The organism is Lentzea sp. NPDC058436 (assembly GCF_042721515.1).
In the GTDB taxonomy this organism is placed as follows: Bacteria; Actinomycetota; Actinomycetes; order Mycobacteriales; family Pseudonocardiaceae; genus Lentzea.
Genome location: NZ_JBHXLF010000002.1, coordinates 73,490 through 96,489 on the forward strand (window position 1 = coordinate 73,490; position 23,000 = coordinate 96,489).

General features: G+C 70.0%; 17 protein-coding genes and 1 pseudogene. 8 read left to right on the plus strand and 10 right to left on the minus strand.

The window, feature by feature from the left end; genetic code table 11:
• Positions 1-2 precede the first annotated feature (2 nt).
• Positions 3-989, minus strand: coding sequence for an ABC transporter permease (locus tag ACFWN2_RS07840; protein WP_382425705.1), 987 nt, complete (start codon positions 987-989; stop codon positions 3-5).
• Positions 986-1,897: an ABC transporter permease gene (locus tag ACFWN2_RS07845; protein ID WP_382425706.1), complete on the minus strand. Its 912-nt coding sequence runs from the start codon at positions 1,895-1,897 to the stop codon at positions 986-988. Before ACFWN2_RS07845 ends, ACFWN2_RS07840 begins: the two co-directional genes overlap by 4 nt.
• Before the next feature lie 157 nt (positions 1,898-2,054).
• On the opposite strand from ACFWN2_RS07845, the gene ACFWN2_RS07850 reads away from it, so the two are divergent.
• Positions 2,055-3,023 carry a methyltransferase gene (locus ACFWN2_RS07850; protein WP_382425707.1) on the plus strand — a complete coding sequence of 323 codons (969 nt, stop codon included), beginning with the start codon at positions 2,055-2,057 and terminating at the stop codon, positions 3,021-3,023.
• Here the strand turns inward: ACFWN2_RS07850 and ACFWN2_RS07855 are convergent.
• Both ACFWN2_RS07855 and ACFWN2_RS07860 read right to left on the minus strand, forming a co-directional pair.
• Positions 3,013-3,795, minus strand: coding sequence for a siderophore-interacting protein (locus ACFWN2_RS07855; protein WP_382425708.1), 783 nt, complete (start codon positions 3,793-3,795; stop codon positions 3,013-3,015). The two genes, ACFWN2_RS07850 and ACFWN2_RS07855, sit on opposite strands and share 11 nt — an antisense overlap.
• Positions 3,792-6,050 (minus strand): ATP-binding cassette domain-containing protein, encoded by a 2,259-nt coding sequence (locus tag ACFWN2_RS07860; protein ID WP_382425709.1) that lies wholly within the window; start codon positions 6,048-6,050, stop codon positions 3,792-3,794. The genes ACFWN2_RS07855 and ACFWN2_RS07860 overlap by 4 nt, the downstream gene beginning before the upstream one ends.
• Before the next feature lie 78 nt (positions 6,051-6,128).
• Between ACFWN2_RS07860 and ACFWN2_RS07865 the strand changes: the two genes are divergently transcribed.
• The 4 genes from ACFWN2_RS07865 (at position 6,129) to ACFWN2_RS07880 (ending at position 10,012) form a co-directional block, all read left to right on the plus strand.
• Positions 6,129-6,902 (plus strand): TetR/AcrR family transcriptional regulator, encoded by a 774-nt coding sequence (locus ACFWN2_RS07865; protein ID WP_382425710.1) that lies wholly within the window; start codon positions 6,129-6,131, stop codon positions 6,900-6,902.
• 46 nt (positions 6,903-6,948) lie between these two features.
• Positions 6,949-7,311, plus strand: coding sequence for a hypothetical protein (locus ACFWN2_RS07870; protein ID WP_382425711.1), 363 nt, complete (start codon positions 6,949-6,951; stop codon positions 7,309-7,311).
• Positions 7,312-7,356: 45 nt separating this feature from the next.
• Positions 7,357-8,391 (plus strand): hypothetical protein, encoded by a 1,035-nt coding sequence (locus ACFWN2_RS07875; protein WP_382425712.1) that lies wholly within the window; start codon positions 7,357-7,359, stop codon positions 8,389-8,391.
• Between the two features lie 73 nt (positions 8,392-8,464).
• Positions 8,465-10,012: a PQQ-binding-like beta-propeller repeat protein gene (locus ACFWN2_RS07880; RefSeq protein WP_382425713.1), complete on the plus strand. Its 1,548-nt coding sequence runs from the start codon at positions 8,465-8,467 to the stop codon at positions 10,010-10,012.
• Here the strand turns inward: ACFWN2_RS07880 and ACFWN2_RS07885 are convergent.
• Together ACFWN2_RS07885 and ACFWN2_RS07890 are read right to left on the minus strand one after the other, a co-directional pair.
• Positions 9,995-12,598, minus strand: a complete 2,604-nt coding sequence (locus ACFWN2_RS07885) for a BTAD domain-containing putative transcriptional regulator (protein WP_382425714.1) — start codon at positions 12,596-12,598, stop codon at positions 9,995-9,997. The two genes, ACFWN2_RS07880 and ACFWN2_RS07885, sit on opposite strands and share 18 nt — an antisense overlap.
• A gap of 30 nt (positions 12,599-12,628) precedes the next feature.
• Positions 12,629-13,705 carry an epoxide hydrolase family protein gene (locus ACFWN2_RS07890; protein ID WP_382425715.1) on the minus strand — a complete coding sequence of 359 codons (1,077 nt, stop codon included), beginning with the start codon at positions 13,703-13,705 and terminating at the stop codon, positions 12,629-12,631.
• A gap of 43 nt (positions 13,706-13,748) precedes the next feature.
• On the opposite strand from ACFWN2_RS07890, the gene ACFWN2_RS07895 reads away from it, so the two are divergent.
• Complete coding sequence (locus tag ACFWN2_RS07895) at positions 13,749-14,687, plus strand: helix-turn-helix transcriptional regulator (RefSeq protein ID WP_382425716.1); 939 nt, start codon at positions 13,749-13,751, stop codon at positions 14,685-14,687.
• A gap of 70 nt (positions 14,688-14,757) precedes the next feature.
• Positions 14,758-15,402, plus strand: coding sequence for a PP2C family protein-serine/threonine phosphatase (locus tag ACFWN2_RS07900; RefSeq protein WP_382425718.1), 645 nt, complete (start codon positions 14,758-14,760; stop codon positions 15,400-15,402).
• A gap of 10 nt (positions 15,403-15,412) precedes the next feature.
• Here the strand turns inward: ACFWN2_RS07900 and ACFWN2_RS07905 are convergent.
• Positions 15,413-16,198 (minus strand): annotated as a pseudogene (locus ACFWN2_RS07905) (Ku protein); the annotation flags it as partial.
• Positions 16,199-16,251: 53 nt separating this feature from the next.
• On the opposite strand from ACFWN2_RS07905, the gene ACFWN2_RS07910 reads away from it, so the two are divergent.
• Positions 16,252-16,743, plus strand: coding sequence for a metallophosphoesterase family protein (locus tag ACFWN2_RS07910; protein ID WP_382425719.1), 492 nt, complete (start codon positions 16,252-16,254; stop codon positions 16,741-16,743).
• Here the strand turns inward: ACFWN2_RS07910 and ACFWN2_RS07915 are convergent.
• The 3 genes from ACFWN2_RS07915 to ACFWN2_RS07925 form a co-directional block, all read right to left on the minus strand.
• The gene (locus ACFWN2_RS07915; protein ID WP_382425720.1) at positions 16,665-17,426 is read right to left on the minus strand and encodes an esterase/lipase family protein; all 762 of its coding nucleotides are present in this window, start codon (positions 17,424-17,426) and stop codon (positions 16,665-16,667) included. The genes ACFWN2_RS07910 and ACFWN2_RS07915 overlap by 79 nt on opposite strands.
• Before the next feature lie 77 nt (positions 17,427-17,503).
• The gene (locus tag ACFWN2_RS07920) at positions 17,504-20,374 is read right to left on the minus strand and encodes a discoidin domain-containing protein (protein ID WP_382425721.1); all 2,871 of its coding nucleotides are present in this window, start codon (positions 20,372-20,374) and stop codon (positions 17,504-17,506) included.
• Positions 20,368-22,917 (minus strand): glycoside hydrolase family 97 catalytic domain-containing protein, encoded by a 2,550-nt coding sequence (locus tag ACFWN2_RS07925; protein WP_382425722.1) that lies wholly within the window; start codon positions 22,915-22,917, stop codon positions 20,368-20,370. Before ACFWN2_RS07925 ends, ACFWN2_RS07920 begins: the two co-directional genes overlap by 7 nt.
• Between the last annotated feature and the right edge of the window lie 83 nt (positions 22,918-23,000).

A 23,000-nucleotide genomic window follows, 5' to 3' on the forward strand; every position in this document is an offset into this window, starting at 1 on the left:
CCTCAGGTGAGCCGTGCTCGCGGATCGAGCAGGCCGTACGACAGGTCGACGACGGCGTTGGCGACGACAACGAGAAAACCGGCGAACAGGGTGCAGCCGAGCAGCGTCGGCAGGTCGCGCGAGTGCACGGCCTCGATCAGCAGGCCGCCGAGGCCAGGCAGGCTGAACACCCGTTCGGTGATGACCGCGCCGCCCAGCAGTGAGCCGAACTCGATGCCGGTCAGCGTCACGACGGGCAGCAACACGTTGCGCAGCGCGTGTTTGCCGACGACGGTCCGTTCCGGCACGCCCTTCGCGCGGGCGGTGCGGATGAAGTCCTCGCTCAGTGTCTCCAGCATCTGCGAGCGCGTGAGCTTCACGTAGTGGGCGCCGTGCGCGAACGCGAGCACGCACCACGGCAGCGCCAGCCCCCACGCCCACCGCACGGGATCTTCGGCGAACGGCGTGTAGTTGCCGACCGGCACGACGTTGAGCTGGAAACCCAGCACGAGGATCCCGAGCAGCCCCACCAGGTACACGGGCGCGGACACCCCGATCACGGACCCGGCCAGCGCGATCCGGTCGAACCAGGAGTCCTTGCGCAGCGCGGCGACCACACCGATCGCCACCCCGGCGCCGACCCACAGGACCGCGGCGCCGATCGCGAGCGAGAACGTCACCGGCAGCCGTCCGGCGATCAGCTCCAGCACGTCGGTGTTCTGCCGGAACGAGTACCCGAAGCACGGCGCAGAGCAGTGGATCGCGGTCGCGCCCGTGCCGAACGTGCGGCCGGTGAAGATCCCGCCGAGGAACGTGAGGAACTGCTGCCACCACGGTTCGTCGAAGCCCATGAACTCCCGCGCCAGCGCGAGGTTCTCCGGCGTGCACGGCTTGCCGCACGCCAGCAGCGCCGGGTCCGACGGCACGAGGTAGAACACGACGTACGTGCAGAAAGCGACGATCAGCAGCACGAGCACCATGCCGCCGAGCCGGGTGAGCGCGTGCTTCATCGCTTGCGCCCCTTGGGGTCGAGCGCGTCCCGCAGTCCGTCGCCCAGCGCGTTGAAGCCCCACGTGACCGCGAACAGCGCCAGACCGGGGAAGAACAGGTACGCGGGGTCGACCTGAACCCAGTCGATGGCGGCGCTGATGGACCGCCCCCAACTCGGCGTCGGGGGCAGCACGCCGACCCCGAGGAACGACAGCGCCGCTTCCAGCCCGATCTTGCCGGGCACTGACAACGTTGCCATGACCAGCACCGGACCCCACAGGTTCGGCAGCAGCTCCGTGCGGAACACCTGCCACGGCGAGGCCCCGAGCACGCGCGCGGCCTTCACGAAGTTGCGTTCCTTGAGCGTGAGCACCTGCGCCCGCACGATCCGCGCGGTAGACGGCCACCCGAAGAACCCGATCACCACGATCAGCAGCAGCGCCCGCGGGAACTCGGCCGGCACCACCGCCCCCAGCGCGATCATGAACACCAGGTACGGAAAGCCCAGGAACACGTCCGCGCTCCAGGTGATGACCCGGTCGACCCAGCCCCCGAGATAACCGGCGGCCGCGCCGATCAGCACGCCCAGGCCGATCGACACCAGCGTGGCCAGAAGCCCGATCAGGAACGACGTTCGCGCGCCGTGCACGACGATCGCGAACAGGTCGCGCCCTGTCAGCGGCTCGACGCCGAACCAGTGCTCGGCGCTCACCCCGCCGAACGAGCCCGCCGGCAACCCCGTGTCCGGGTCGAGCGCGGAGGCGTCGTAGGTGTACGGGTCGTGGCCCTCGATGGCGGTGAGGACGTCCGCGAAGATCGCGACCAGGGCGATCACCACGACGGTGATCGTTCCGGTGAGCGCCCAGCGGTCGCGGGCGAGCACGGATCTGATCGCGGCGGGCACCGACCGCGCGACGGGAGTGGACAACGGCGTGACCTGCTTCTCGGGCGTGTTGATCTGTCGGGCCGCACAGTAAGCCGATCGAGTGACCGAGTCGTCCACGTCCACTGGTTGAGAAGCTGTTAACGCTATCGCTTCAGTGTTGACCGAAATGTGGTTGCCCGGGGTGGCAGGGTTGGTTCACGTGGACATTGACGTACGACGGCTTCGAGAGATGTCCGGGCTGGTCACGCCGATGGCGCTGCGGGTCGCCGTGACCCTCGGGTTGCCGGACCGCCTGCGCGACGAGCCCGCTACCGCCGACGAACTCGCGCCCGAACTGGCGGTCGATCCGCTCGGCCTCGACCTGCTCCTGGCCCACCTGACGATGCTCGGCGTGACAGAGGGAACAGACGCCGGCTACCGCACGACCGCGTTCGGCGCGCTCCTCTGCGTGAACGCGGACAACAACCTGAACAACGCGCTGAACCAGAACTCCGCCGCCGGACGTGCCGACCTCGCGTTCGTCGACCTGCTGCACAGCGTCCGCACCGGGGAACCGGCCTACCCGGTGCGCTACGGCCAGGGCTTCTGGGCGGACCTGACCGAGCAGCCGCACCTGCGTGCCGCGTTCGACGAGCAGATGACCGACCGCCAGCGGGACTGGGTGCCGCAGGTCGTCAGGAACTACGACTGGTCGCGGTTCGGCACGCTCGTCGACGTCGGCGGCGGGCACGGCAGCCTGCTCGCCGCGATCCTGACGGCGAACCCGGAGATGCGCGGGCACCTCGTGGACCTGGAGGAGACCGCGGCGGGTGCGCGGGTGGTGCTGGACCTCTACGGGCTCGGCGGCCGCACCGAGGTGACCGGGGGCAGCTTCTTCGACCCGCTGCCCACCGGAGGGGACGCCTACCTGCTGTTTGACGTCCTGCACGACTGGGATGACGAGGACGCGCACCGGATCCTGGCGCGCTGCGCCGAGGCAGGAAGCCGGGTCCTGGTCGTGGAGTCCCTCGGCGAGAGCACGGAGTTCGACCTCGTCATGCTCGTGCACTTCGGCGGGCGGGACCGGAGGCTCCACGACCTCGAACGGCTGGCGGCGGTGCACGGCCTCCGGCTGGAGTCCGTGCACCGGCTGACCGAAGGGCGCAGCCTGCTGGAGTTCACTCGCTGAGCGCGGCGATCCGTTCCTGAGCCTCGGCCAGGTCGTCGGAGGTGGGAGCGTCGTCCTGCGTGAGCGAGCGCCGCCAGTACCCGGCGAACTCGATGTCCTTCTTGGACACTCCGAGCCCGACGAAGTGCCTGCGCAGCGCTCGAACCGCAGAGGCCTCCCCGCCGAGCCACACCCACGTCGACGGCCCGATCGAGGCCGCAGTCACCACCGACACCAGGTCCTCCCCAGCGCTGCGGTGCACCCACCGCACGCCGGGCACGTCCTGCTTCTCCGCCGGATCCGCGACCTCGACGAACACCAGCCGCCGCTGTTCCGCAGAAATCAGTTCCAGCAGCGAGGCGATCGCGGGCAACGCCGTCTCGTCACCCGCGAACACCAGCAGGTCCGCGGCACCGAGCGGCCGGGCGTAGTCGGGGGAGGGCCCGAACCGGCCGAGGACGTCACCGACCCGAGCCGAGGCCGCCCACGCGGAAGCCGGTCCGTCGTCGCCGTGCAGCACGAAGTCGACGGTCAGCACACCGGCAGCGAGCGACCGGACCGTGAAGCTGCGCATCCACGGCCGTTCGTCGTCCGGCATCGCGAGGTAGGCCTGGTACCAGGTGCCGACGTCCGGGGCGTCCGACACGTGCGCGGTCCCGCCCGGCTTGGGGAACAGCAGCTTGAGCTGCTGGTCCGGCCAGGTGCCGATCTCGCCGAGTCCGGGGCCGGTGAACGTCATGCGGGTCATCCGAGGGGTCAGCGGCCGGACCGAGGTCACCGTCAGCAGGTTCACGACAGGTACTCCTTCAGGTGCCGGGCGGTCAGGGTGTCCGAAGTGGACACGAGGTCGCCGGGTGTGCCGGAGAAGACGACCTGACCGCCGTCGTGGCCGGCGCCGGGGCCCATGTCGACGATCCAGTCGGCGTGCGCCATCACGGCGAGGTGGTGCTCGATCACGATCACCGTGTTGCCGGCGTCGATCAGCTGGTCCAGCAGGCCGAGCAGCTGGTCGACGTCGGCGAGGTGCAGGCCGGACGTCGGTTCGTCCAGCACGTACGTCGAGGCCTTCTCCGCCATGTGGATCGCGAGCTTGAGCCGCTGGCGTTCGCCGCCGGACAGCGTGGTGAGCGGCTGGCCGAGCGACAGGTACGAGAGGCCGACGTCGTGGAGGCGGCTGAGCACCGCGTGGGCCTGGCCGGACGGGAAGAAGTCGCGGGCGTCGGCGACGGACATGCCGAGCACCTCGCTGATGTTCTTGCCCCGCAACGTGTAGCGCAGCACCTCGGGGGTGAAGCGCTTGCCCTCGCACTTCTCGCAGACCGTGGCGACGCCGGCCATCATGGCGAGGTCGGTGTAGACGAGCCCGATGCCCTTGCAGTTCTCGCACGCGCCTTCGGAGTTCGCGCTGAACAACGCCGCCTTCACGCCGTTGGCCTTGGCGAACGCGGTGCGGACCGAGTCGAGCAGGCCGGTGTAGGTGGCCGGGTTGGACCGGCGCGAGCCGCGGATCGGCGACTGGTCGACCGTCACGACGTCCTTCAGGCCGCGCAACGACCCGTGGATCAGCGACGACTTGCCGGAGCCCGCGACGCCTGTGACGACGGTCAGCACGCCGAGCGGGAGGTCGACCGAGACGTCCTTGAGGTTGTTGGTGCTGGCGCCGCTGATCGGCAGGAAGCCCTTGGGGGAGCGGAACTCCGAGCGCAGCTTGGCGCGGTGGTCGAGGTGGCGCCCGGTCAGCGTGCCGGACGCGCGCAGGCCCGCCACGTCACCGGAGTAGCAGAGGTGGCCGCCGTTGACGCCCGCGCCGGGGCCGAGGTCGACGACGTGGTCGGCGATCTCGATGGTTTCCGGCTTGTGCTCCACGACGAGGACGGTGTTGCCCTTGTCCCGCAACCGCAACAGCAGGTCGTTCATCCGCTGGATGTCGTGCGGGTGCAGGCCGACGGTCGGTTCGTCGAACACGTAGGTGATGTCGGTGAGCGACGAACCCAGGTGCCGCACCATCTTCACGCGCTGCGACTCGCCGCCGGACAGCGTGCCGGACTCGCGGTCGAGCGACAGGTAGCCGAGACCGATCTCCACCAACGAGTCGAGCGTGCCGCGCAGCGTCGCCAGCAGAGGCGCGACGGACGGGTCGTCGATCGAGTGCACGAACTGCGCGAGGTCGCTGATCTGCATGGCGCAGCAGTCGGCGATGTTGACCCCGCGGATCTTCGAGTTCAACGCGGCCTGGTTGATGCGCGCGCCCTTGCAGTCCTGGCAGGTGGCGAACGTGACGGCCTTGTCCACGAACGCGCGGATGTGCGGCTGCATCGACTCGCGGTCCTTGGACAGGATCGTGCGCTGGAGCTTCGCGATCAGGCCGTCGTAGGTGATGTTGCTGCCGCCGATCGCGAGCTTCGTCGTCGGCTTGTAGAGGAAGTCGTCGAGCTGCTGCTCGGTGAACGTGTTGATCGGCTGGTCGGCGGGGTAGAGGCCGGAGTTGGCGAGCACCTGCCAGTACCAGCTGCCGACGCCGTAGTTCGGTGCGTCGATCGCGCCGTCGTTCAACGACTTCGACCGGTCGACGATGGCGTCCACGTCGATGGTCGTGACCTTGCCCAGGCCCTCGCACGCCGGGCACATGCCCTCGGGCAGGTTGAAGCTGAACGCGCCGGACGTGCCGACGTGCGGCTCGCCGAGGCGGCTGAAGACGATGCGCAGCATGGTGTGCGCGTCGGTGGCGGTGCCGACGGTGGAACGGGAGTTCGCCCCCATGCGCTCCTGGTCGACGATGATCGCCGCGCTCAGGTTGTGCAGCGCGTCCACGTCCGGGCGGCCGATCGACGGCATGAACGACTGCAGGAACGCGGTGTAAGTCTCGTTGATCATGCGCTGCGACTCGGCCGCGATCGTGCCGAAGACCAGCGAGGACTTGCCGGAGCCGGACACGCCGGTGAAGACGGTCAGGCGGCGCTTGGGGACGTCGAGCGACACGTCCGCGAGGTTGTTCTCCCTCGCCCCGCGGACCTGGATCAAGTCATGGCTGTCGGCGACAGCGTTCACGCTGCATTCCCCCATGATTCTTTATGGCGTAAAGTGAGCGGCTGTCGAGGTTACTTTACGTTGTAAGGAGTCGCAACTGTGGTCGTCTACGCAGGTCAGGGCGACCCGCGCCGCTCCATTGAACTGCTCTGGCGTGCGTCGGTCGTCGAGAAACGCCCCGGTCCGAAGCCGGGGCTGAGCGTGGACGCGATCGTCGACGCGGCCATCGAGGTCGCCGACGAGCAGGGCATGGCGTTCTCGATGCGCGCGGTGGGGGAGCGGCTCGGGCGCACCGCCATGGCGCTCTACACGTACGTGCCGGGCAAGAACGAGCTCGTCGACCTGATGTACGACCGCGCGATGGCCGAGGTGCCGACGTCCTACGACCTGGACGAGGGGTGGCGGCCCGCCGTCACGCGCTGGGCGCAGGACATGTGGGAGTTCTACAGCCGTCACCCGTGGGTGCTGCAGGTGTCGCAGGCACGCCCGGTGCTCGGACCGCACGAGTTCGCGGTGATCGAGGCGCTGGCGGCGATCCTCGTGTCGACCGGACTGCCCGGCCGCGAACTGCGCGGCATCGTCGGTGCCGTCAACTACTTCGTGCGCGGGGCGGCCCAGACCGTCGCCGAGGCCCGTGCGGCGGGCGGCGCGACCGGGGAGGCCGACGAGGAGTGGTGGTACGCGCGGTCCGCCGTGCTGATGGAGATCGAGCCGGACCTGGAGAAGAAGTTCCCGATGCTGCACGTCCTGGAGAACGATCGAGAGCCGATCGATCCGGATCTGCCGTACCTGGAGAACGACGCCGTGGAGAACTTCCGCGGCGGGTTGAAAGTTCTGCTCGACGGTGTCGAGGGCGCTGTAGCGAAACCGTGACACAGTCCGGACGTTCACCGCACATGGGCTCGGTGGGATCGGTCCCATGGTTTTCGGCAGAGTCCTTGTTGCCGTGGCGTGCGCCCTGGTGCTGACGGCGCCGAGCACGGCGGCCGCTCCCTCGCAGGACGACTACCGCCCCGCGACCATGAAGATGACGTACGAGGTCGGGGACCTCGTCGCGGTGGTGCACGCACCGCGCACCCTCGTCGGTGTGCGGCCGCTGGTGTTCGGCCACGAGTTCACCGCACCGCAGCTGGCACAACAGGGTGCCGTCGTGGTGGTCGTGAGTGACCGCTGGTCGATGGACCGGCACCGTGCGCTGTGGCGTGCGCTGAACGAGCGCGGCGGGCCGCTGGCGGAGCGGTTCGCCGGGTTCGCGGGCCACTTCTCCGTGGCAGAACCGTGACAGGTCCCTCACGAGACGCCCACAACTTCCCGATGGGATCAGCACATGCCAATCGGAAAAGCCGCGGCCGCCGTCGCCCTCGCGATGGTGCTGGCCGCGCCGACCAGTTCCGCAGCCCCCGCCGACCACGGCTCCGGTGTCAGAAAGGTCGAGTACTCGCTCGGTGACCGGGCATTTCAGGTGCCCGGCTTTCACACCGAACCGGATGGCCCCGTCGCCGATCTCGAACTCACCGCGGTCGTGCACGCGCCGCGCACGCTCGTCGGCAAGCGCCCGCTGGTGCTGCTCGCGCACGGTTACTGGAAGCCGTGCGCCGACGACCAGTGGAAGTGGCCGTGTCCGTCCGGGGACGCGTTCCCGAGCTACCGCGGGTACGACTACCTCGCAGAGGAGCTGGCGCGGCAGGGTTTCGTGGTCGTGTCGGTGAGCGTGAACGGCGTCAACGCAGGCGAGATGGGGGAGATCGCGGACGTCGCCAGGGCGGCCGTGATGAGCAAGCACCTGGAGTTGTGGCGTGATCTCAACGAAGGCAGGGGTCCGTTGAAGCTGGCCGGCTTCCGCGGGCACGTCGACCTCACCAACGTCGGCACCCTGGGCCATTCGCGCGGTGGTCGTGGGGCGGTCTACCAGGCGTCCGACAAGCACGTCGGCGAGCTGCCCGTCGGGGTGCGGATCAAGGCCGTGCTCCCGCTCGCGCCCGCCGACTACTACGCGCCGGACCCGGAGGCGCCGGAGAACCTCGACTACCGGATCACGAAGATCCCGTTCGCGGCCATGACCGGCAGCTGCGACGGCGCGGTCGGCGGCGGCTCGTACGTCGAGAACGCCAAGGGCCGCAACGTCGTCCCGATCCACGCCGTCAAGCCGTTGAACGCCAACCACAACTACTTCAACACCGTGTGGTCCTACGACAACGACAGCAGCTGCCCGGACAGGGCGCTGACCCCCGAACGACAGCGCAGGATCGCCACGACCTACATCCCCGCGTTCTTCCAGCAGTACCTCAACGGCAGGAGCACCCCGATCGTCAGCCGGGGCTTTCCGGGCGTCGACGTCGTGACGCATCAACCGATCGGTTAAGGCTGGAAGAGACTTTGGGGGGACGCGTCCCCCTTCCGCCACTGCCAGGCTGGTGGCGGAAGGGGGAAATTCCATGCTCAAGACCACCGCGCTGCTCACCGCGGCGCTAGTAGTGCTGACCGCAGGACCCGCCACCGCGCACTCGAACGGTGACTGGCCCGGCTGGACGAAGGACCTCGACGGGTCGCGGCACCAGGCCGCGGAATGGCGCATCAACGCGGGCAACGCCGGCAAGCTCAAGCTGAAGTGGGCGTTCGCCTACCCCAAGGGCGACTACAACGGCGTCCGCAGCCAGCCCGCCGTCGTGGGGGACACCATCTACTTCGGTGGCCCCGACAAGAAGTTCTACGCCCGTGACGCGCGCACCGGCCGGGCGAAGTGGGAGTTCGCGCTCCCGCAGGGCGACCGGTTCGCGTTCAACTCCGACGGCCCGGTCGTGGCCGAGGGCAAGGTGTTCTTCGGGGACAGCGCGAGCAGGTTCTTCGCGCTCGACCAGCGCACCGGCCGCCAGAAGTGGCAGGTGCAGCTCGACACCGGCATCGCGTCGATGACCACCAGCTCCCCGATCGTCCACAACGGACTGGTGTACGTCGGCACCTCCAGCGCCGAGAACACGCTGCCGAACACGCACGACTGCTGCACGTTCCGGGGGCACATCGACGCGTTCGACGTCGACACCGGAGCACTGGTCTGGCGCCACTACACGGTGCCGGAACCGGTCCAGGTCGGCACGTGGCCCAACGGCGCCAAGCGGTTCGAACCGTCCGGCGTCGGCGTGTGGAGCTCGCCGGTGATCGACCGCAGGACCGGCACGCTCTACGTCGGCACCGGCCAGAACTACACGGGCAAGGGCGGCGAGTTCGACTCGCTGCTCGCGCTGAACGCCCGCACCGGCGCGGTGAGGTGGACCAACCAGGTCACCGACGCCGACACGTGGCGCGACGCGTGCAACCAGCCCGACGCCGAGGGCTACTGCCCCGGTCTCAAGGACGGCACCAACCTCGACTACGACATCGGTGCCACACCGAACCTGTTCAGCGTGAACGGCAGGCAGCTCGTCGGCGTGGGCCAGAAGTCCGGTGTGTACCACGTGTTCGACGCTTCGACGGGGCAGGTCGTGTGGCGTCGTCAGCTCGGCGTGCCGCTGCCCAGCGGTGGCATCTCGGGCATCCAGTGGGGGTCGAGCTACGACGGCAAGCGGCTCTACATCGCGACCTACTACGCCGATCCCGGCAAGTTGTTCGCGGTGGATCCGGGCACCGGCACCGTCCTGTGGGAGACGCCGGCACCCGCCGACGGCTGCACCACGGGCGGCGCGGCGGGCCAGCCCGGTTGCTACCAGGCGCACGGCCTGCCCGTGACCAGCTCACCCGGTGTGGTGTGGCTGGGAGCGCTGGACGGCAAGTTCCGGGCGTACAACTCCAGGACCGGCAAGATCATCTGGTCCTACGACACCATCCAGGACGTGCGCGGTGTCAACGGGCTGACCGGTCGTGGCGGTGTGCTGGCCGGGCCCGGTGCGGGAGCGGTGGTGTCGGACGGCATGGTCTACGTGCAGTCGGGCTACAACTCCGCGTTCGAGAACCCGCACGGCCACGTGCTCCTAGCGTTCGGCCTCTAGTTTCGCGCGCACGCGGTCGGTCGGAAGTCCCGCCCGCGTGCGCAGTTCCACGGCCTTCTGCCAGGCCTGACGAGCCGACTCGGTGGCACCCGCGGCAGCGTGGGTGTCACCGAGTTGTTCGTACGCACCGGATTCGAGCGGGAGGTCGCCCGCCCGCCGGAACATCTCCGAGGAGCGGGTGAACGCCTCGGCGGCCCTCGCGTGGTCACCCAGCCCGAGGTGGCCGGTGCCCAGGTTGTCCCACGCCTCCGCCTGGCCGATCAGGTGGTCCATCGCCTGCCACATCCGCATCGCGCGCTCCGCGTACTCCACGGTCTGCGCGTACTCGCCCAGCTTGCCGTGGCCCCACGCCAGCCCGGTCAGCGCGTTGGCCTGCCCGTACTCGTCGCCGCACTCCTCGAACAACGCGAGCCCGCGCCGCGTGTGCTCCAGCGCCTCGCCGATCCTGTCGTCCGGGCACAGCATCGCGATGTTCAGCAGCACCTCGGCCTGGCCCGCGGGATTGCCGTCGTACAGCTCGAACGCCCGGCGCAGCGCGGCGCTCGACTCGTCCGGCCTGCCCATGCGGCTCAGGCTGCGGCCCAGGTTGATCAGCGTGCGGCCGAACGCGTCGACGTCGCCGAGCCGTTCGACCGCGGCGGCCGCGAGTTGTTGTGACGTCAGGAGATCGCGGTAGCGGGCCTGGCGGTCGAGCGCGTCGGCGAGGCACCAGCCCATGAGCCACGTCTGCACCGGGGAGCCGTGCGGCAGGGCGGCCATCAGGGTCGGGTGCTCGGTCAGGAGCCACGCCAGCGCTTCCGCCTGCGTGCCGAACCGCCCGACCACCACGCCCGGCGCCGGTTCCGGCGTGGCAGGGCGGTGGCGGCTCGGCGTGTAGACGACACCGGCCTCCACGCCCGTCAGCGCGAGGTGGTCGAGCAACCGGTGCAGCGCCTCGTCCCGTTCGCTGTCCAGCGCCAGTTCGGCGGCGTAGTCGCGCAGCAGGTCGTGGCAGGTGAACCGGCCGGGCTCTGGTTCGTCGATCAGGTTGGCCCTGGCCAGTTCGGCGAGCAGCGCCGCAGTCTCCGCAATGCCCAGTCCGGCCAGCGACGCGGCCCCGGCGAGGCCGATGTCGGAGCCCGGCATCAGGCCGAGCAACCGGAACAGGCGCAGCGCCGCCGGGCTCAACGCCTTGCAGGAGTGGGAGAACACCGAGCGCAGGTCCGCGGTGACGTCATCGTCGTCGGCGAACGCGTCGAGGTCGGCCAGTTCGTCCGCCAGCGCCGCCAGCGGGAACTCCGGTTGCGTCGCGGCCCGCGCCCCGGCCACCGCGAGGGCCAGCGGGAGGCGGGCGCAGCGGCGGACCACGGTGTCGACCGCGTCCGGTTCGGCCCTGGCGCGGTCATGGCCGATGCGGGCGGCCAGGAGCTCGCGGGCGTCGTCGGGTGGCAGCAGCCCCAACGGCAACGCGTGGGCGTCCGCGGGTGCCAGCTCGGTGCGGCTCGTGATCACCACGTGCGCGTTCGGCGTGCGCGGCAGCAACGGCTCGATCTGGTCGGTGTCCGTCGCGTTGTCCAGCAGCATGAGCACCCGCTTGTCCGCCAACGCGTCCCGCAGCAACGCCGACTGACCGGCGAGGTCGTGCGGCACCTGGGCGCGCGGCACGTCGAGTGCCGCGAGGAACCTCAGCACCGCGTCGCCGGGGCTCACCGCCGCGCCGCTCGGGCCGAAGCCGTGCAGGTTCACGTAGAGCTGGCCGTCGGGGAACCGTTCCGCCGCCTGGTGCGCCCAGTGCACGGCCAGCGAGGTCTTGCCGACCCCGCCGGTACCGGTGATCACCACGACGCCGTTCGGTGCCTGGTCCAGTTCCGCGAGCTCCAGTGCCCTGCCGGTGAACGGCTTGGGGGCGGCCGGGAGCTGGCGCGGTGCCGCGGCGGCCTGGATGCGCCGGTGCAGGGTCGTGAGGTGCCGGGACGGTTCGGCGCCCAGCTCCTCGGCCAGCCGGGTGCGCACGACCTTGAAGTGCCGCAACGCTTCCGAGGCGCGTCCGCTGCCGTGCAACGCCTCGATCAGCTGGGCGGCGATCCGCTCGTCCAACGGCCGTTCGGCGGCCAGCGCGCGCAGTTCGGGCACCAGCGCCGCGTGCCCGCCCCCTGCCAGCCGTTCGTCGACGTGGCCGAGCCGGGCGGCGAGCAGCTCGTCCGCGAAGTCCGCGCGCAGCTGCCGCGCCCACGGACTGTCCAGTGTGGACAGCAACTCGCCCTGGGCGAGTGCGAGCGCCTCCACGGTCTTCCCGGTGCGCACCAGGTGCCGGAACAGGTGCAGGTCGATCTCCAGCGGGTCGACCCGCACCGCGTACCCGCCGCCGTCGCGTTCGATCAGGCCCGGCAACGTCTGCCGCAACCGCGTCAGCCACGTCTGGATCATCGCCCGCGCCCGTGGCGGGGGAGCGCCGCCCAGCACCCGTTCGACGAGTTCCTCCGCGCTCACCACCTGGCCCGCGTCGGCGAGCAGCACGCCGAGCAGGGCTCCCGGCCGCGTCGGACCGAAGTCGGTCGTGCGATCGCCAGTCCGTGCCGAGACCCCGCCGAAGACCGTGAAGCGCACGTGATCACCGTAGCCGCTTGCGAGGGAACCTCACAAAAGGAAGGTGTCTCGCAGTTCCCGGACCATCAGCTCCGGCACCTCCATCGCCGCGAAGTGGCCGCCCCTCGGCATTTCCGTCCACCGCGCGATGGTGTGGTTGCGTTCGGCCATTCGCCGGATCGGCACGCCCACGTCGTGCGGGAACACCGCCACCGACGTCGGTGTGGTGGAGTGCGGTTCCAGTTCGCCCCACGTCTCGTCGCCCTCCTGGTAGTAGCGCGCCGACGAGCCCGCGGTCCGGGTGAACCAGTAGATCGAGGCGGTGGTCAGCAGCGCGTCGAGGGGTACCCCGATCTCCGGGTCGCTCCACGTGTGGAACGCCCACTCGATCCACTCCAGCTGCGCGACCGGCGAGTCGGTGAGCGCGTGGGCGACCGACTGCGGCCGAGTGCTCTGCATCGCCACGTAACCGAACTGCTCGAACTCGTACCGGTAAGCCTTTTCCACGGACCTCCGCTCGGCTTCGACGGTCATGTCGGCCGTCTCCTCCGTGACGCCCGCCGAGAAGATCTGGTTGAGGTGGACCGCCCTGACCTCGTCGCGCAGGCCCAGCCGGCGGGTGAGCATGGCGCCGTAGTCGAAGCCGTGCGCGACGTACCGGTCGTAGCCGAGGCGCTTCATCAGTTCGGCGACCACGTCCGCCACACGCGGGATGGTCCAGCCGAGCTCGGTGGTGGGTCCGGGGAAACCGAAGCCCGGCACGGACGGGATCACCAGGTGGAAGTCGCGGCTGAGCGGCTCGATCATCTCCTCGAACGCGAAGCACGTCGTCGGCCAGCCGTGGGTGAGCAGCAGCGGTTCTGCGTTCCTGTTCGGACTGGTGACGTGCAGGAAGTGCAGCTGCCGGCCGTTGATCTCGGTGACGAACTGCGGGATCTTGTTGAGCCGCCGCTCCTGCTCGCGCCAGTCGAGGTCCCGCCAGCGCTGTGCGAGTTCCCTGAGACGTGCCTGCGGTGTGCCCTGGGCCCAGCCGGCGCCTTCCGGGTCGCTCGGCCAGCGGGTGTTGTCGAGGCGGCGGTGCAGGTCGTCGATGTCGGCTTGGGGAATGTTGATCTCGAACGGCTTCATGACCGGAACGCTATTTCGGCTGTAGGACAGTTATGGTCCTACAGTGTCCTCGGCTCGTTTGCTCAAGTTGCTCGGTCTGCTGCAGTCGCGCCGTGAGTGGTCCGGTGCGGAGCTCGCGGACCGGTTGGGCGTCACCACGCGCACGGTCCGGCGTGACGTCGATCGGCTCCGCACGCTCGACTACCCCGTGCACGCGTCGATGGGCACGTCCGGCGGCGGCTACCGGCTGGGGTCGGGCGCGCAGCTACCGCCGTTGCTGCTGGACGACGACGAGGCGGTGGCCGTGGCCGTGGGGCTGCGCACCGCCAGTGGCATCGAGAACATCGGTGAGACGGCCGTGCGCGCGTTGCTGAAGGTCGAGCAGGTGCTGCCTTCCGCTCTACGGCACCGGGTCGCCGCTGTGGAGTTCGCGACGGTGCCGCACACGTCCACCGGCCCCGTGCTGGACGCGGGAGTGCTGACAGCGGTCGGAACGGCCTGCCGCGACCGGCAACGCCTGCGGTTCGGTTACGTCGGGCACTCGGGGGAGCAGACCCTGCGCGAGGTCGAGCCGCACCGGCTCGTGACGTGGGGCCGGCGCTGGTACCTGGTCGCGTGGGATCTCCAGCGAGGGGACTGGCGGACTTTTCGACTCGATCGGATGAGCCTGCGGACGCCGTTCGGCGCGCGGTTCACGCCCCGTGAGATTCCGGGAGGCGACGCGGGGGCGTTCGTGGCGGCCCGTGTGGCCGACCGGTGGCCCGTGCAGGGCGTCGTGCGACTGAGCGTGCCCGCCTCGCGGGCGCTGGAGTGGCAGAGCTACGGCGAGGTTTCGGCTGTGGACGAAAACTCGTGCACCGTGCGGGTCGGAGGCGAGACGATGGACGACGTGGTGTTCATGCTCGCGAGCATCACGGCCGAGTTCGAGGTCGTCTCCCCGCCGGAACTGTCCGCCGCACTGCTCCGGGCAGCGGACCGGTTTCGCCGGGCGGCGAAGTTCTAGAGAATTTCTCAGGGTCCTGACAGCAGACTCCTAGCCTCACAGGGCTTAGTGGAGGTCAGGGAGGTCCGCCATGCTGATCGATCGCACCATGCCACTGGGCACCGCACTCACCGTGACCCACTCGTCGGACCGTGGACCGCGCAAGCACAACGCCGACGCGTACGCCGTGGGCCGCCGTACGTTCGTGGTCGCCGACGGCGTGGGCGACACCGCGGCCGCCGGTGAGGCCGCCTGGGCCGCCGCTCGTGCCGCCGCTCTGCTGATCGACCCGGTCTCCGCGATCCTCGCTGCCCGCGACACCCTCCAGGTGCACTCCGGTGACGCCGTGATCGTGGTGGCGGTGGCTCGTCCCGAGGGCGGCTTCGACGTGGCGTGGGCGGGCGACGCACGCGCGTACGCGTCCAACGGTGAGGACCTGGTGCAGCTCACCACGGACCACACGGTCGCCGAGTACTTCCGCTCGCGTGGCACTCCCGTCGTGCCGCGCATGGAGCACGTCGTCACGAACACCGTGCGCCACGCGACGTTGCAGAACATCGGCCGTGCGTCAACGCGGGCTGGTTGCGTCGCTCTCGTGTCCGACGGCGTCTACGGACCGTTGGGGTACAACGGCATCGAGGCGATCATGTCGGGCCACGCCACGGCAGAGCGTTTGGTGCGGGCGGCTCTCTACGCGCAGGGCACCGACAATGCGACGGCTCTGGTCGTCAGCTGACCTTCTTGCCGCGCTTCTTCTTGCTCGCCTCGACGCTGCGCTGCAACGCCTCCATGAGGTCCACGACCCCGGTCGCCTCGGCGGGCTCGTCCTCCACCTTGACCTTGCGGCCCTTCTGCTTGGCCTTGATCAGCTTGTTGACGCGCTCGGTGTAGGTGTCGCGGTAGTCCTTGGGCCGCCAGTCGTCGGCCATGGACTCGACCAGCGACATCGCCATGTCGAGCTCCTTGCCGCGCGGCGCCCGGCCCTCCGGCGTCACGCCCAGCACGTCCTTCGGCCTGCGGATCTCGTCGGCGAAGAACAGCGTGTGCACGGCAAGAACGCCCTTGTCCTCCTTGAGCGCCGTCAGGTACTGCTTGCCGCGCATGACGAACAGGGCGATGCCGGCCCGGTTGGTCTTCTTCATCGCCTGGGCGAGCAGGAGGTACGGGCGGGAGAACTCGGGCTTCTTCGGCCCCAGCCAGTACGTCTTCTGGAAGTGCACCGGGTCGATCTCGTCGATGTCGACGAACGCCTCGATGTCGAGGGTACGGCTGCGGCCCGGCGCGATCTCGTCCAGTTCCTCGGGCTCCAGCACCACGTACTCGCCGTCGTCGACCTCGTGGCCCTTCACGATCTTGTCGAAGGGGACCTCACGGCCCGTGCGCTCGTTCACGCGCTTGTAGCGGATGCGGTCGGACGTGCCGCGCTGGAACTGGTTGAAGTGCACGGTGTGGTCCTCGGTGGCGCTGTACAGCTCCACCGGGATCGTCACGAGTCCAAAACTGATCGAACCGCTCCAGATCGCCCTCGCCATGCAGGCCATGTACCCCGTTCGGCGCAATCGCAAACGGCGAGTACGGTCGCGCTGTGAGAGTCGTCGTGCTGTCGGACACCCACGCGCCGAGGTTCTGGAAGCGGTGCCCACCGGCCGTGGCCGAACACCTGCGGTCCGCGGACCTGATCCTGCACGGCGGGGACGTCTGCGTGGCTCCCGTGCTGGACGAGCTGGCGCAGTACGCGCCCGTCATCGCCGTGTGCGGCAACAACGACGGACCTGACGTGGTCGCGTGGGGCGCGCCGGAGGTGGTCGAGTCCGAGATCGACGGACTGCCGTTCGCGATGATCCACGACAGCGGCCAGAAGACCGGCCGGATGACGAGGATGCGCCGCCGGTTCCCGGACGCGCGGCTGGTCGTGTTCGGACACTCGCACATCCCGTGGGACGAGCAGGAGGACGGCGTGCGGGTGTTCAACCCCGGCTCGCCCACCGAGAAGCGCCGTCAGCCGCAGGGCACGCTCGGGCTGCTCGACATCGCCGACGGCGTGCTGCTCGACGCGCGCATCGTGCCCGTCACCTGAGCCCACTCCGCCAGCCTCGGGCCGAGCAGTTCGTAGACGGCCGGGTCGAAGCCCATGCCGGTGTGACTGCTGTGCACCTCGACGCACTCCGCGCACGGGTCCTGGCACAGCTGCCACGGCACGACCCCGTCCGACCGCGAGAAGATCGAGATCGCGGGCATCCGCAGTGGCTCGGTCATGTCCTTCACGTGCTCGTCGTAGCAGGGCCCGCGCAGGCAGTCGTCGTCGAGCAGGCCCGGTACGCCCGCGGCGGCGAGACGGGTGAGGAACCGGGCTATGCGCATGACGCTCGGATGCGCGCCCATCGGGTCGAGCACCGGGCTGCCCATCATCACCAGACCGCACACCAGGTCGGGGCGCCGGGCGGCGGCGAGACGGGCTACGCCGCCGCCACGGCTCTGGCCGAGCAGCACCACCGGACGACCGGTGCGCTCGGCGAGTTCTTCCGTGTTGCGCAGGAGCTTGGCCAGCAGGTCCCCGGTGCAGCCCAACGTGAATCCGACGCCTGCGCTCGCCGTCACGAACCCGCGTGCGCGCAGCCACGACGCGGCCGGCAGCAGGCTGATGTCACCCGCGCCGAAGCCGGGTACGAGCACGACGCCCAGACCCCTGCCCATGCCGGGATCGGCGTCGCGCCACACCGGGTGCCGCCGCAACCGCGGCACGCACCACAGCGCGCTCACGCTGCTTTCCCGTGCGGCAGAACGCACTCCCTCGAACATGCCTTCGGGTTGCCGGGCGTTTCGCCGTCAAACCCGTGTCAGGTCACCGTCACGCTCTGGAGTGATGCGTTGCCCGGCCGCCATTGCGTGGACACCGCCACGTACCGGGCGGACGGGGTGGAGCCGTAGGTCCTGCCGTCCAGGCTGTAGGTGACGGTGTGCGGCGGCGGCCGGCCGTGCGTCCACTTCAGACTCACGTCGGCGATGTCGTGCGCGGCGCCGAGATCAACGACCATGCGACCGTCCCGTCCCGGTGTCCACGCGGTGCGCGCAGAGCCGTCGACCGCGGCCGCCGGGTCGCTCATGCCCGGTGGCAGCACGGAGTTCGGGAACGTGACGCGGCCCAGCGCCAGGTCGTTGATCGGGAACGGCGTGGCCAGGGGCATGGTCACCGTGCGCTCGGCCCTGCCCAGCACGACCGGGAGGGAACGGCCGTCGCGGTGAGTCAGCACGAACGCGGCCGGGCCGCCGCGGAAGGTGACGCGTTGGCCGTCGTGCACGACGGCGGTGATGCCCGGCGGGATGCCCTTCGCGGTGAACCACGGCGCCTCGACCCGTGCGGTGGCGGCGGGCAGGGTGAGCGCGTACTCGGTGCCGTCGCGGGTGGTGACCTGCGTGCCCCGGTAGAGGCGCGTGCCACGCAGCCTGATGGTTCCGGTGACGTTCTCGGCGGACAGGTTGAAGAGGCTGAGGAACCCGTCCGCGGTGCTCGCCCGGACGCCCTGAGGGCACTCCGGTGCCGGTTCGGCCGCGATCTTGCGCAGGTCGGCGCGCACGTACCCCTCGACGAGCCCGGCGGGCACGGTGATCGTGTCGCCCTGCACGGTGAACGGCTCGGCGGACCGCGCGACGAACCCCGCCCGGCCGTCGACGTCGAGCCAGCCCGGCGTGCTGAGGTCCGGGCGCGGGCACTCGGCCGCCGTCGTCCACGTGGTGCCGTCCGCCGACGTCTCGATCCGATAGGCGCCCGCAGCCGCTGTCTCCCAACGCAAACGTGTGCGGGTCACGGTCGTGGCGGTGCCGAGGTCGACGGCGATCCAGCTGTCCGCGCGGCCGCGTTCGGCACGGGCGACCGCCCAGCGCGTGGCCGGATCACCGTCCGTCGCCCTGCCGGGCTCGTAGCCGGGGTCGAACGACGACGCCGTGGTCGCGACGGGTTTCGTGCCGACCTCGAACTCGAACAGCGAGTAGCCGTACGTCGGGTGGGGCGTGACGCCGACCATGCGGACGTGCCGTGCCGTCGTCGCCGGGAACGTGACCTCGTCCACCCGGAAGCCTTCGCGCGCCTGGACCGTGACGCGGCCCGCCGAACCCGTGTACGTGCGGGACCCGGTGAGGCCCGGCATTCCGGCCATCGCGAGGTTGTGCACGTCGACCCGGCCGGGGCGGGGGAGCGCGCACACGATCGTGCCGGTCGGCAGGGTGGCGGTGCCGGCGAACCCGTCCGCGAACCGCAGCAGGCTCGCCGTGGCGTCGAAACCGTCCCGGATCTGTTGGTAGGCAACGGTGTTGCGGCCGGTCACCTGGGTGGGCGGCAGTAGCATCGGGGTCGAGCCGCTGATCTTGAACAGCCAGTCGTCGTGCGCGGGCTGCCACGCGAGCTTCGTGAAGCCCGGCTTGGTCACGGTGCCCGCCCACGCGGCCGCCGACTGGTGGGTCAGCAGGCCGGGGTCCGCTCCGTGGTCGATCGTGATCGCGGCACGGCTGAAGAACTCCTGCTCCGACACCGGTGTTGCGGGCGGGCGCAGTTCGTGCAGCAGGTAGCTGATCGCGAGCTCCGCGCGTGCTTCCGGTTCGTACTTGGCCTCGCCGGAGAACTTCGCGAGACGGTGGACCGGCGGATGCGCCTGGTAAGCGAGAAGTCTTGATGCGAGCGCGGCCTCGGCACGGGCGGCCATCGGGTCGCGCAGGACCGTGGAGCGGAAGGCGAGCGGGATGACGTCACGGCCGTAGAGGTGCTCGCGGTCGTTGACCATCGGCATCAGCGGCTCACCGGCGTCGCTCATCGTGGCGAGAATGGTGCGCCACAACAGCTCTCCGTTGGGTTGCTTGGTCAGCACCTCGGGCAGCGGTCGTCCGGCGAGCAGGAAGTGCACCGCGTTGCGACCCGACGTGCGCCAGAGCTCCTCCTGGTAGTGCGGGCCGAACGAGCCGTGGTTCTCGACGATGAACGTGTCGTGCAGGTTCGTGGCGGTGTTGGCACTCACCTGCACGCCGTCCACTGTGGAGGGATTGGCGAGGTCGGCGGCGGGCAGACCCGCCTCGTTGCGGCTCCAGCGGCCGAACGCCTCGCGCCAGCCCGGTCCGTCGCCGTGCCAGGCCAGTCCGGGAGCCAGCGCCTGGGCGTAGACGCCCATCTCCTCCAGCTTGGTGTCGCCGCGGTGGCCGCCGGTCAGTCCGTTCGGCGTCCAGCTGCCCGAACGCGGGTCGTTGGCCGTGCCGAGCGACGTCGTGTAGTCGGCCTGACCGCGCGCGATCGCCTCGACGTTCGCGCGGGTCGTGGCGTCCAGGTCGGGCCAGAGCAGGCGGGCGGCCAGCACGAAGTAGGTCTGGAACGTGGTGTCCCAGAACAACGTCTTGCCCCACTCGGTGCCGCCCGCCAGCACGTTGCTCGCCGCGAAGTGCTTGATCGTGGCGAGGGTGTGCGCCTTGAGCGCGTCCTTCTCGATGCCCGCCAGGGACGCGTCGTAGCTGCCCCTGGTGAGCAGGACGGCGTTGCCGAGCACGACCGCGAACCCGAAGTCCGTGCGCCGGTACCGCCCGGTGGTGGCGTCGTACTGCGTCTCGGCCCACCTCGTGTGCCTGAGCAGCACCTCGTAGTAGGTGTCCTTCAGTTGTGCCACCGAGATTTTCGGGGCGAGTGCGAGGATGCCGGTCGCGGCGAGGAACGTCCTGCGGTTGATCAGCATGTCAGCGCGGCCTCCGCCCAGTCGGCGTGGTCGAAGTTGCGGCCGTCGCCGCCGTCGGTGACGCGGAGGCTGAGCATCCGGACGTTCGCGATGTCGACGTCGATCGGCACCGCCGCGCCCTTGGCCCGGATGACTCCGCTGTCGTACAACGGTTTGTCGTCACCGAATACCTGGAACGCGACCGAGCCCGTCTCGGTGGTCTCGTCGTCGAGGCCGATCTTCGCGGTGAACCGCTCGCAGCCCTTGCCGAGGTAGACCGAGACCTCGGACGGCGCGTGCGTGCCGAGTCCCTTGGCGTAGGTGGTGCCGCCGACGGACAGCGCGTTGCCGTCACCGCCGGTGTTCTCGCCGTTGGACCTGTCGCGTTCGACCGGGCCCCAGCCGTTGGTCTCGCTCATGAACGGCAGATCGCTGACCTGCGCCCCGTTGGCCGGCGTCGGCGGCGGCACGAACGCCTTGACCGCCTGCTCGACGTGCACGTCGCCGAAGGTGGCGACGACCGGCAGGTCCACCGGGCCCACTCGGGTACCCGCCCTGAGCTGCCAGCGACCGTTGACCGACTCACTCGGCGCGAGCCTGGCGCGGGTGACGGCAGGACCCGTGACGGACCAGCCCTCGGGTGCGGTCGCGGTCAGCCTGACGTCGCGGATCTCCTTGTCGCCGTTGGTGAACGTGCCGGTGACCTCGATGGTCGAGCCCGCAGGGGTGTCGGTCGTCCCGGACGGCGTGACGGTCAGCGTGGTCTTCGGGACCTGGCGGATCGGCTGGTCGCACGTCTGCAGGCCCGGCCGGTAGCGGCAGACGACCGCCGCGAACCCGCCGTTGCGCTGAGCGGCGACCTTGAGGACGTCGGTGTTGCGCAGCACCTGCCGGTCGCGGACGACGTCGGCCCTGGTGGCGGGGTCGCGGACGGTCTCGACCAGCCACTGCCCGCCGCCGAGGAAGCTCAGCGGCGCCTGCAGAGTGCGTTCCTGGGTCGCGATGCCGCCGACGAACCACCTGTCACCGTTGCGGCGTGCGACGACCGCGTGCGAGTCGGGATCGCCGTCGAGCAGCCGGGTCTCGTCCCACACCGTCGGGAGCTGGTCGAGGTAGCGCAACGCCTGCGGATGCCGCTCGTACGCCTCGGGTTTGTCCGCGAAGTGCGTCCAGCCCGACTCGTACACCACCGGCAGCGCGACCTCGTGCGCGATCGACGCCTCCTTCGTGCCGACTTCGAGCGACACGGGCGTGTAGTCCATCGAGCCGGCGACGTTGCGGGTGAAGAACTGCACGGGGTTGTTGGCGGCGGGCGGGTAGTTCTCGGCGCCGCGCACCGCCTCCATCGTGAGCACGTGCGGCCACGTGCGCGCGAGGCCGTGCGGGATCGTGGAACCGTGGAAGTTGACCATCAGCTTGAGGTCGGCCGTCTTCTGCAGCACCGCGTCGTACCAGCGATAGCGGTCCTGCGAGTCGGACTCCATGAAGTCGAGCTTCACGCCCTTGGCGCCCCACTGCTTGACCCTGGGCAGCACGGTGTCGCGTTCCTGCTGCGTGTCGAGGTCGGTCCAGTGCATCCACAGCAGGATCTCCACGCCCTGCGCGCGGGCGTACCGGATGAGCTCCGGCACCCACGCGGCGCTCCAGCCCTCGTCGACCAGCGAGTACTGCCAGCCGTTGCGGGCGGCGAAGTCCACGTACTGCTTCTGCCGCGCGAAGTCGCTCGGGCTGGAGTGCTCGCTCAGCCACGACCACGCGACCTTGCCGGGCTTGATCCAGCTCGTGTCGGTGAACTTCGCGGGGCTCGCCAGGTCGTCCACGAGCGTGGAGGTGCTGACCGTGGCGAGGTCGCCGACGATCGCGGTGCGCCACGGCGTCGTTCCGGTCGAGGGCACCTGCGCGTCGGCCAGCACGACCTGGAAACCGTCGCCGCTCTTGCGCAACCGGCTGCCCGCGTACCGGCCGTCCACATCGGACTCGGTGAGCAGTGCGAAGTCCTGGCCCGTCTGGAACAGCGACGGGTAGCCGAAGTCTCCGGTGGCCTCACCGGCGGTCGTGCGCACGCGATTGGCCTCGTACCAGGCGTTGTAGGGCAGCAGCCACGCCTTCGAGTCGGCGGGGACGCTGAAGCTGGACGCCTCGCCCGTGACCGTCGCCGGCTGGGGCAGCACGTACCGGTAGGCGACGCCGTCCGCCGAGACCCTCACGACCAGGTCGAAGCCGCCGGACGCGTTGCGCAAGCTGAACTTCGCCTCGGTCATGCGGGCCGAGCGCTGCAGCCGTTTGCCCGTCGTCATCGTGTAGCGCTCGTTGACAACGCGGTCAGCGCGTCCGGTGAGCTCCAGGTCCTCGGTGAGATCCGCGGTGCTCGTCGTGAGGCCGACTGCCGCCGGATGGAGGACCGCTCTGCCCTGCCGGTGCACGGCGAGGGTGAGGTTTCCGCTGGTGAGCGCCAGTTCCGCGGTGACCTGGCCAGGACCTCGAACGGTCCAGCCGGCAGGCGCGGCGACGGCGGGCGCGGCGGGCAACAGCAGGGCGAGCACGAACACGAGCAGTCGTGACATCGTTGTCAGCTCCCGGTGTGAGACCGCTTCCATCGTGTGGAGGTGGCCCGTACCCGGTCAAGTGGCTGATAGTTATCAGTCCT

Bases quoted from the DNA above. Each gene is read 5' to 3' on its own strand.
- ACFWN2_RS07875 (WP_382425712.1), top strand. From the start codon at position 7,357: ATGCCAATCGGAAAAGCCGCGGCCGCCGTCGCCCTCGCGATGGTGCTG.
- ACFWN2_RS07920 (WP_382425721.1), bottom strand. From the start codon at position 20,374: ATGCTGATCAACCGCAGGACGTTCCTCGCCGCGACCGGCATCCTCGCA.
- ACFWN2_RS07890 (WP_382425715.1), bottom strand. From the start codon at position 13,705: ATGAAGCCGTTCGAGATCAACATTCCCCAAGCCGACATCGACGACCTG.
- ACFWN2_RS07880 (WP_382425713.1), top strand. From the start codon at position 8,465: ATGCTCAAGACCACCGCGCTGCTCACCGCGGCGCTAGTAGTGCTGACC.
- ACFWN2_RS07840 (WP_382425705.1), bottom strand. From the start codon at position 989: ATGAAGCACGCGCTCACCCGGCTCGGCGGCATGGTGCTCGTGCTGCTG.
- ACFWN2_RS07925 (WP_382425722.1), bottom strand. From the start codon at position 22,917: ATGTCACGACTGCTCGTGTTCGTGCTCGCCCTGCTGTTGCCCGCCGCG.
- ACFWN2_RS07870 (WP_382425711.1), top strand. From the start codon at position 6,949: ATGGTTTTCGGCAGAGTCCTTGTTGCCGTGGCGTGCGCCCTGGTGCTG.
- ACFWN2_RS07900 (WP_382425718.1), top strand. From the start codon at position 14,758: ATGCTGATCGATCGCACCATGCCACTGGGCACCGCACTCACCGTGACC.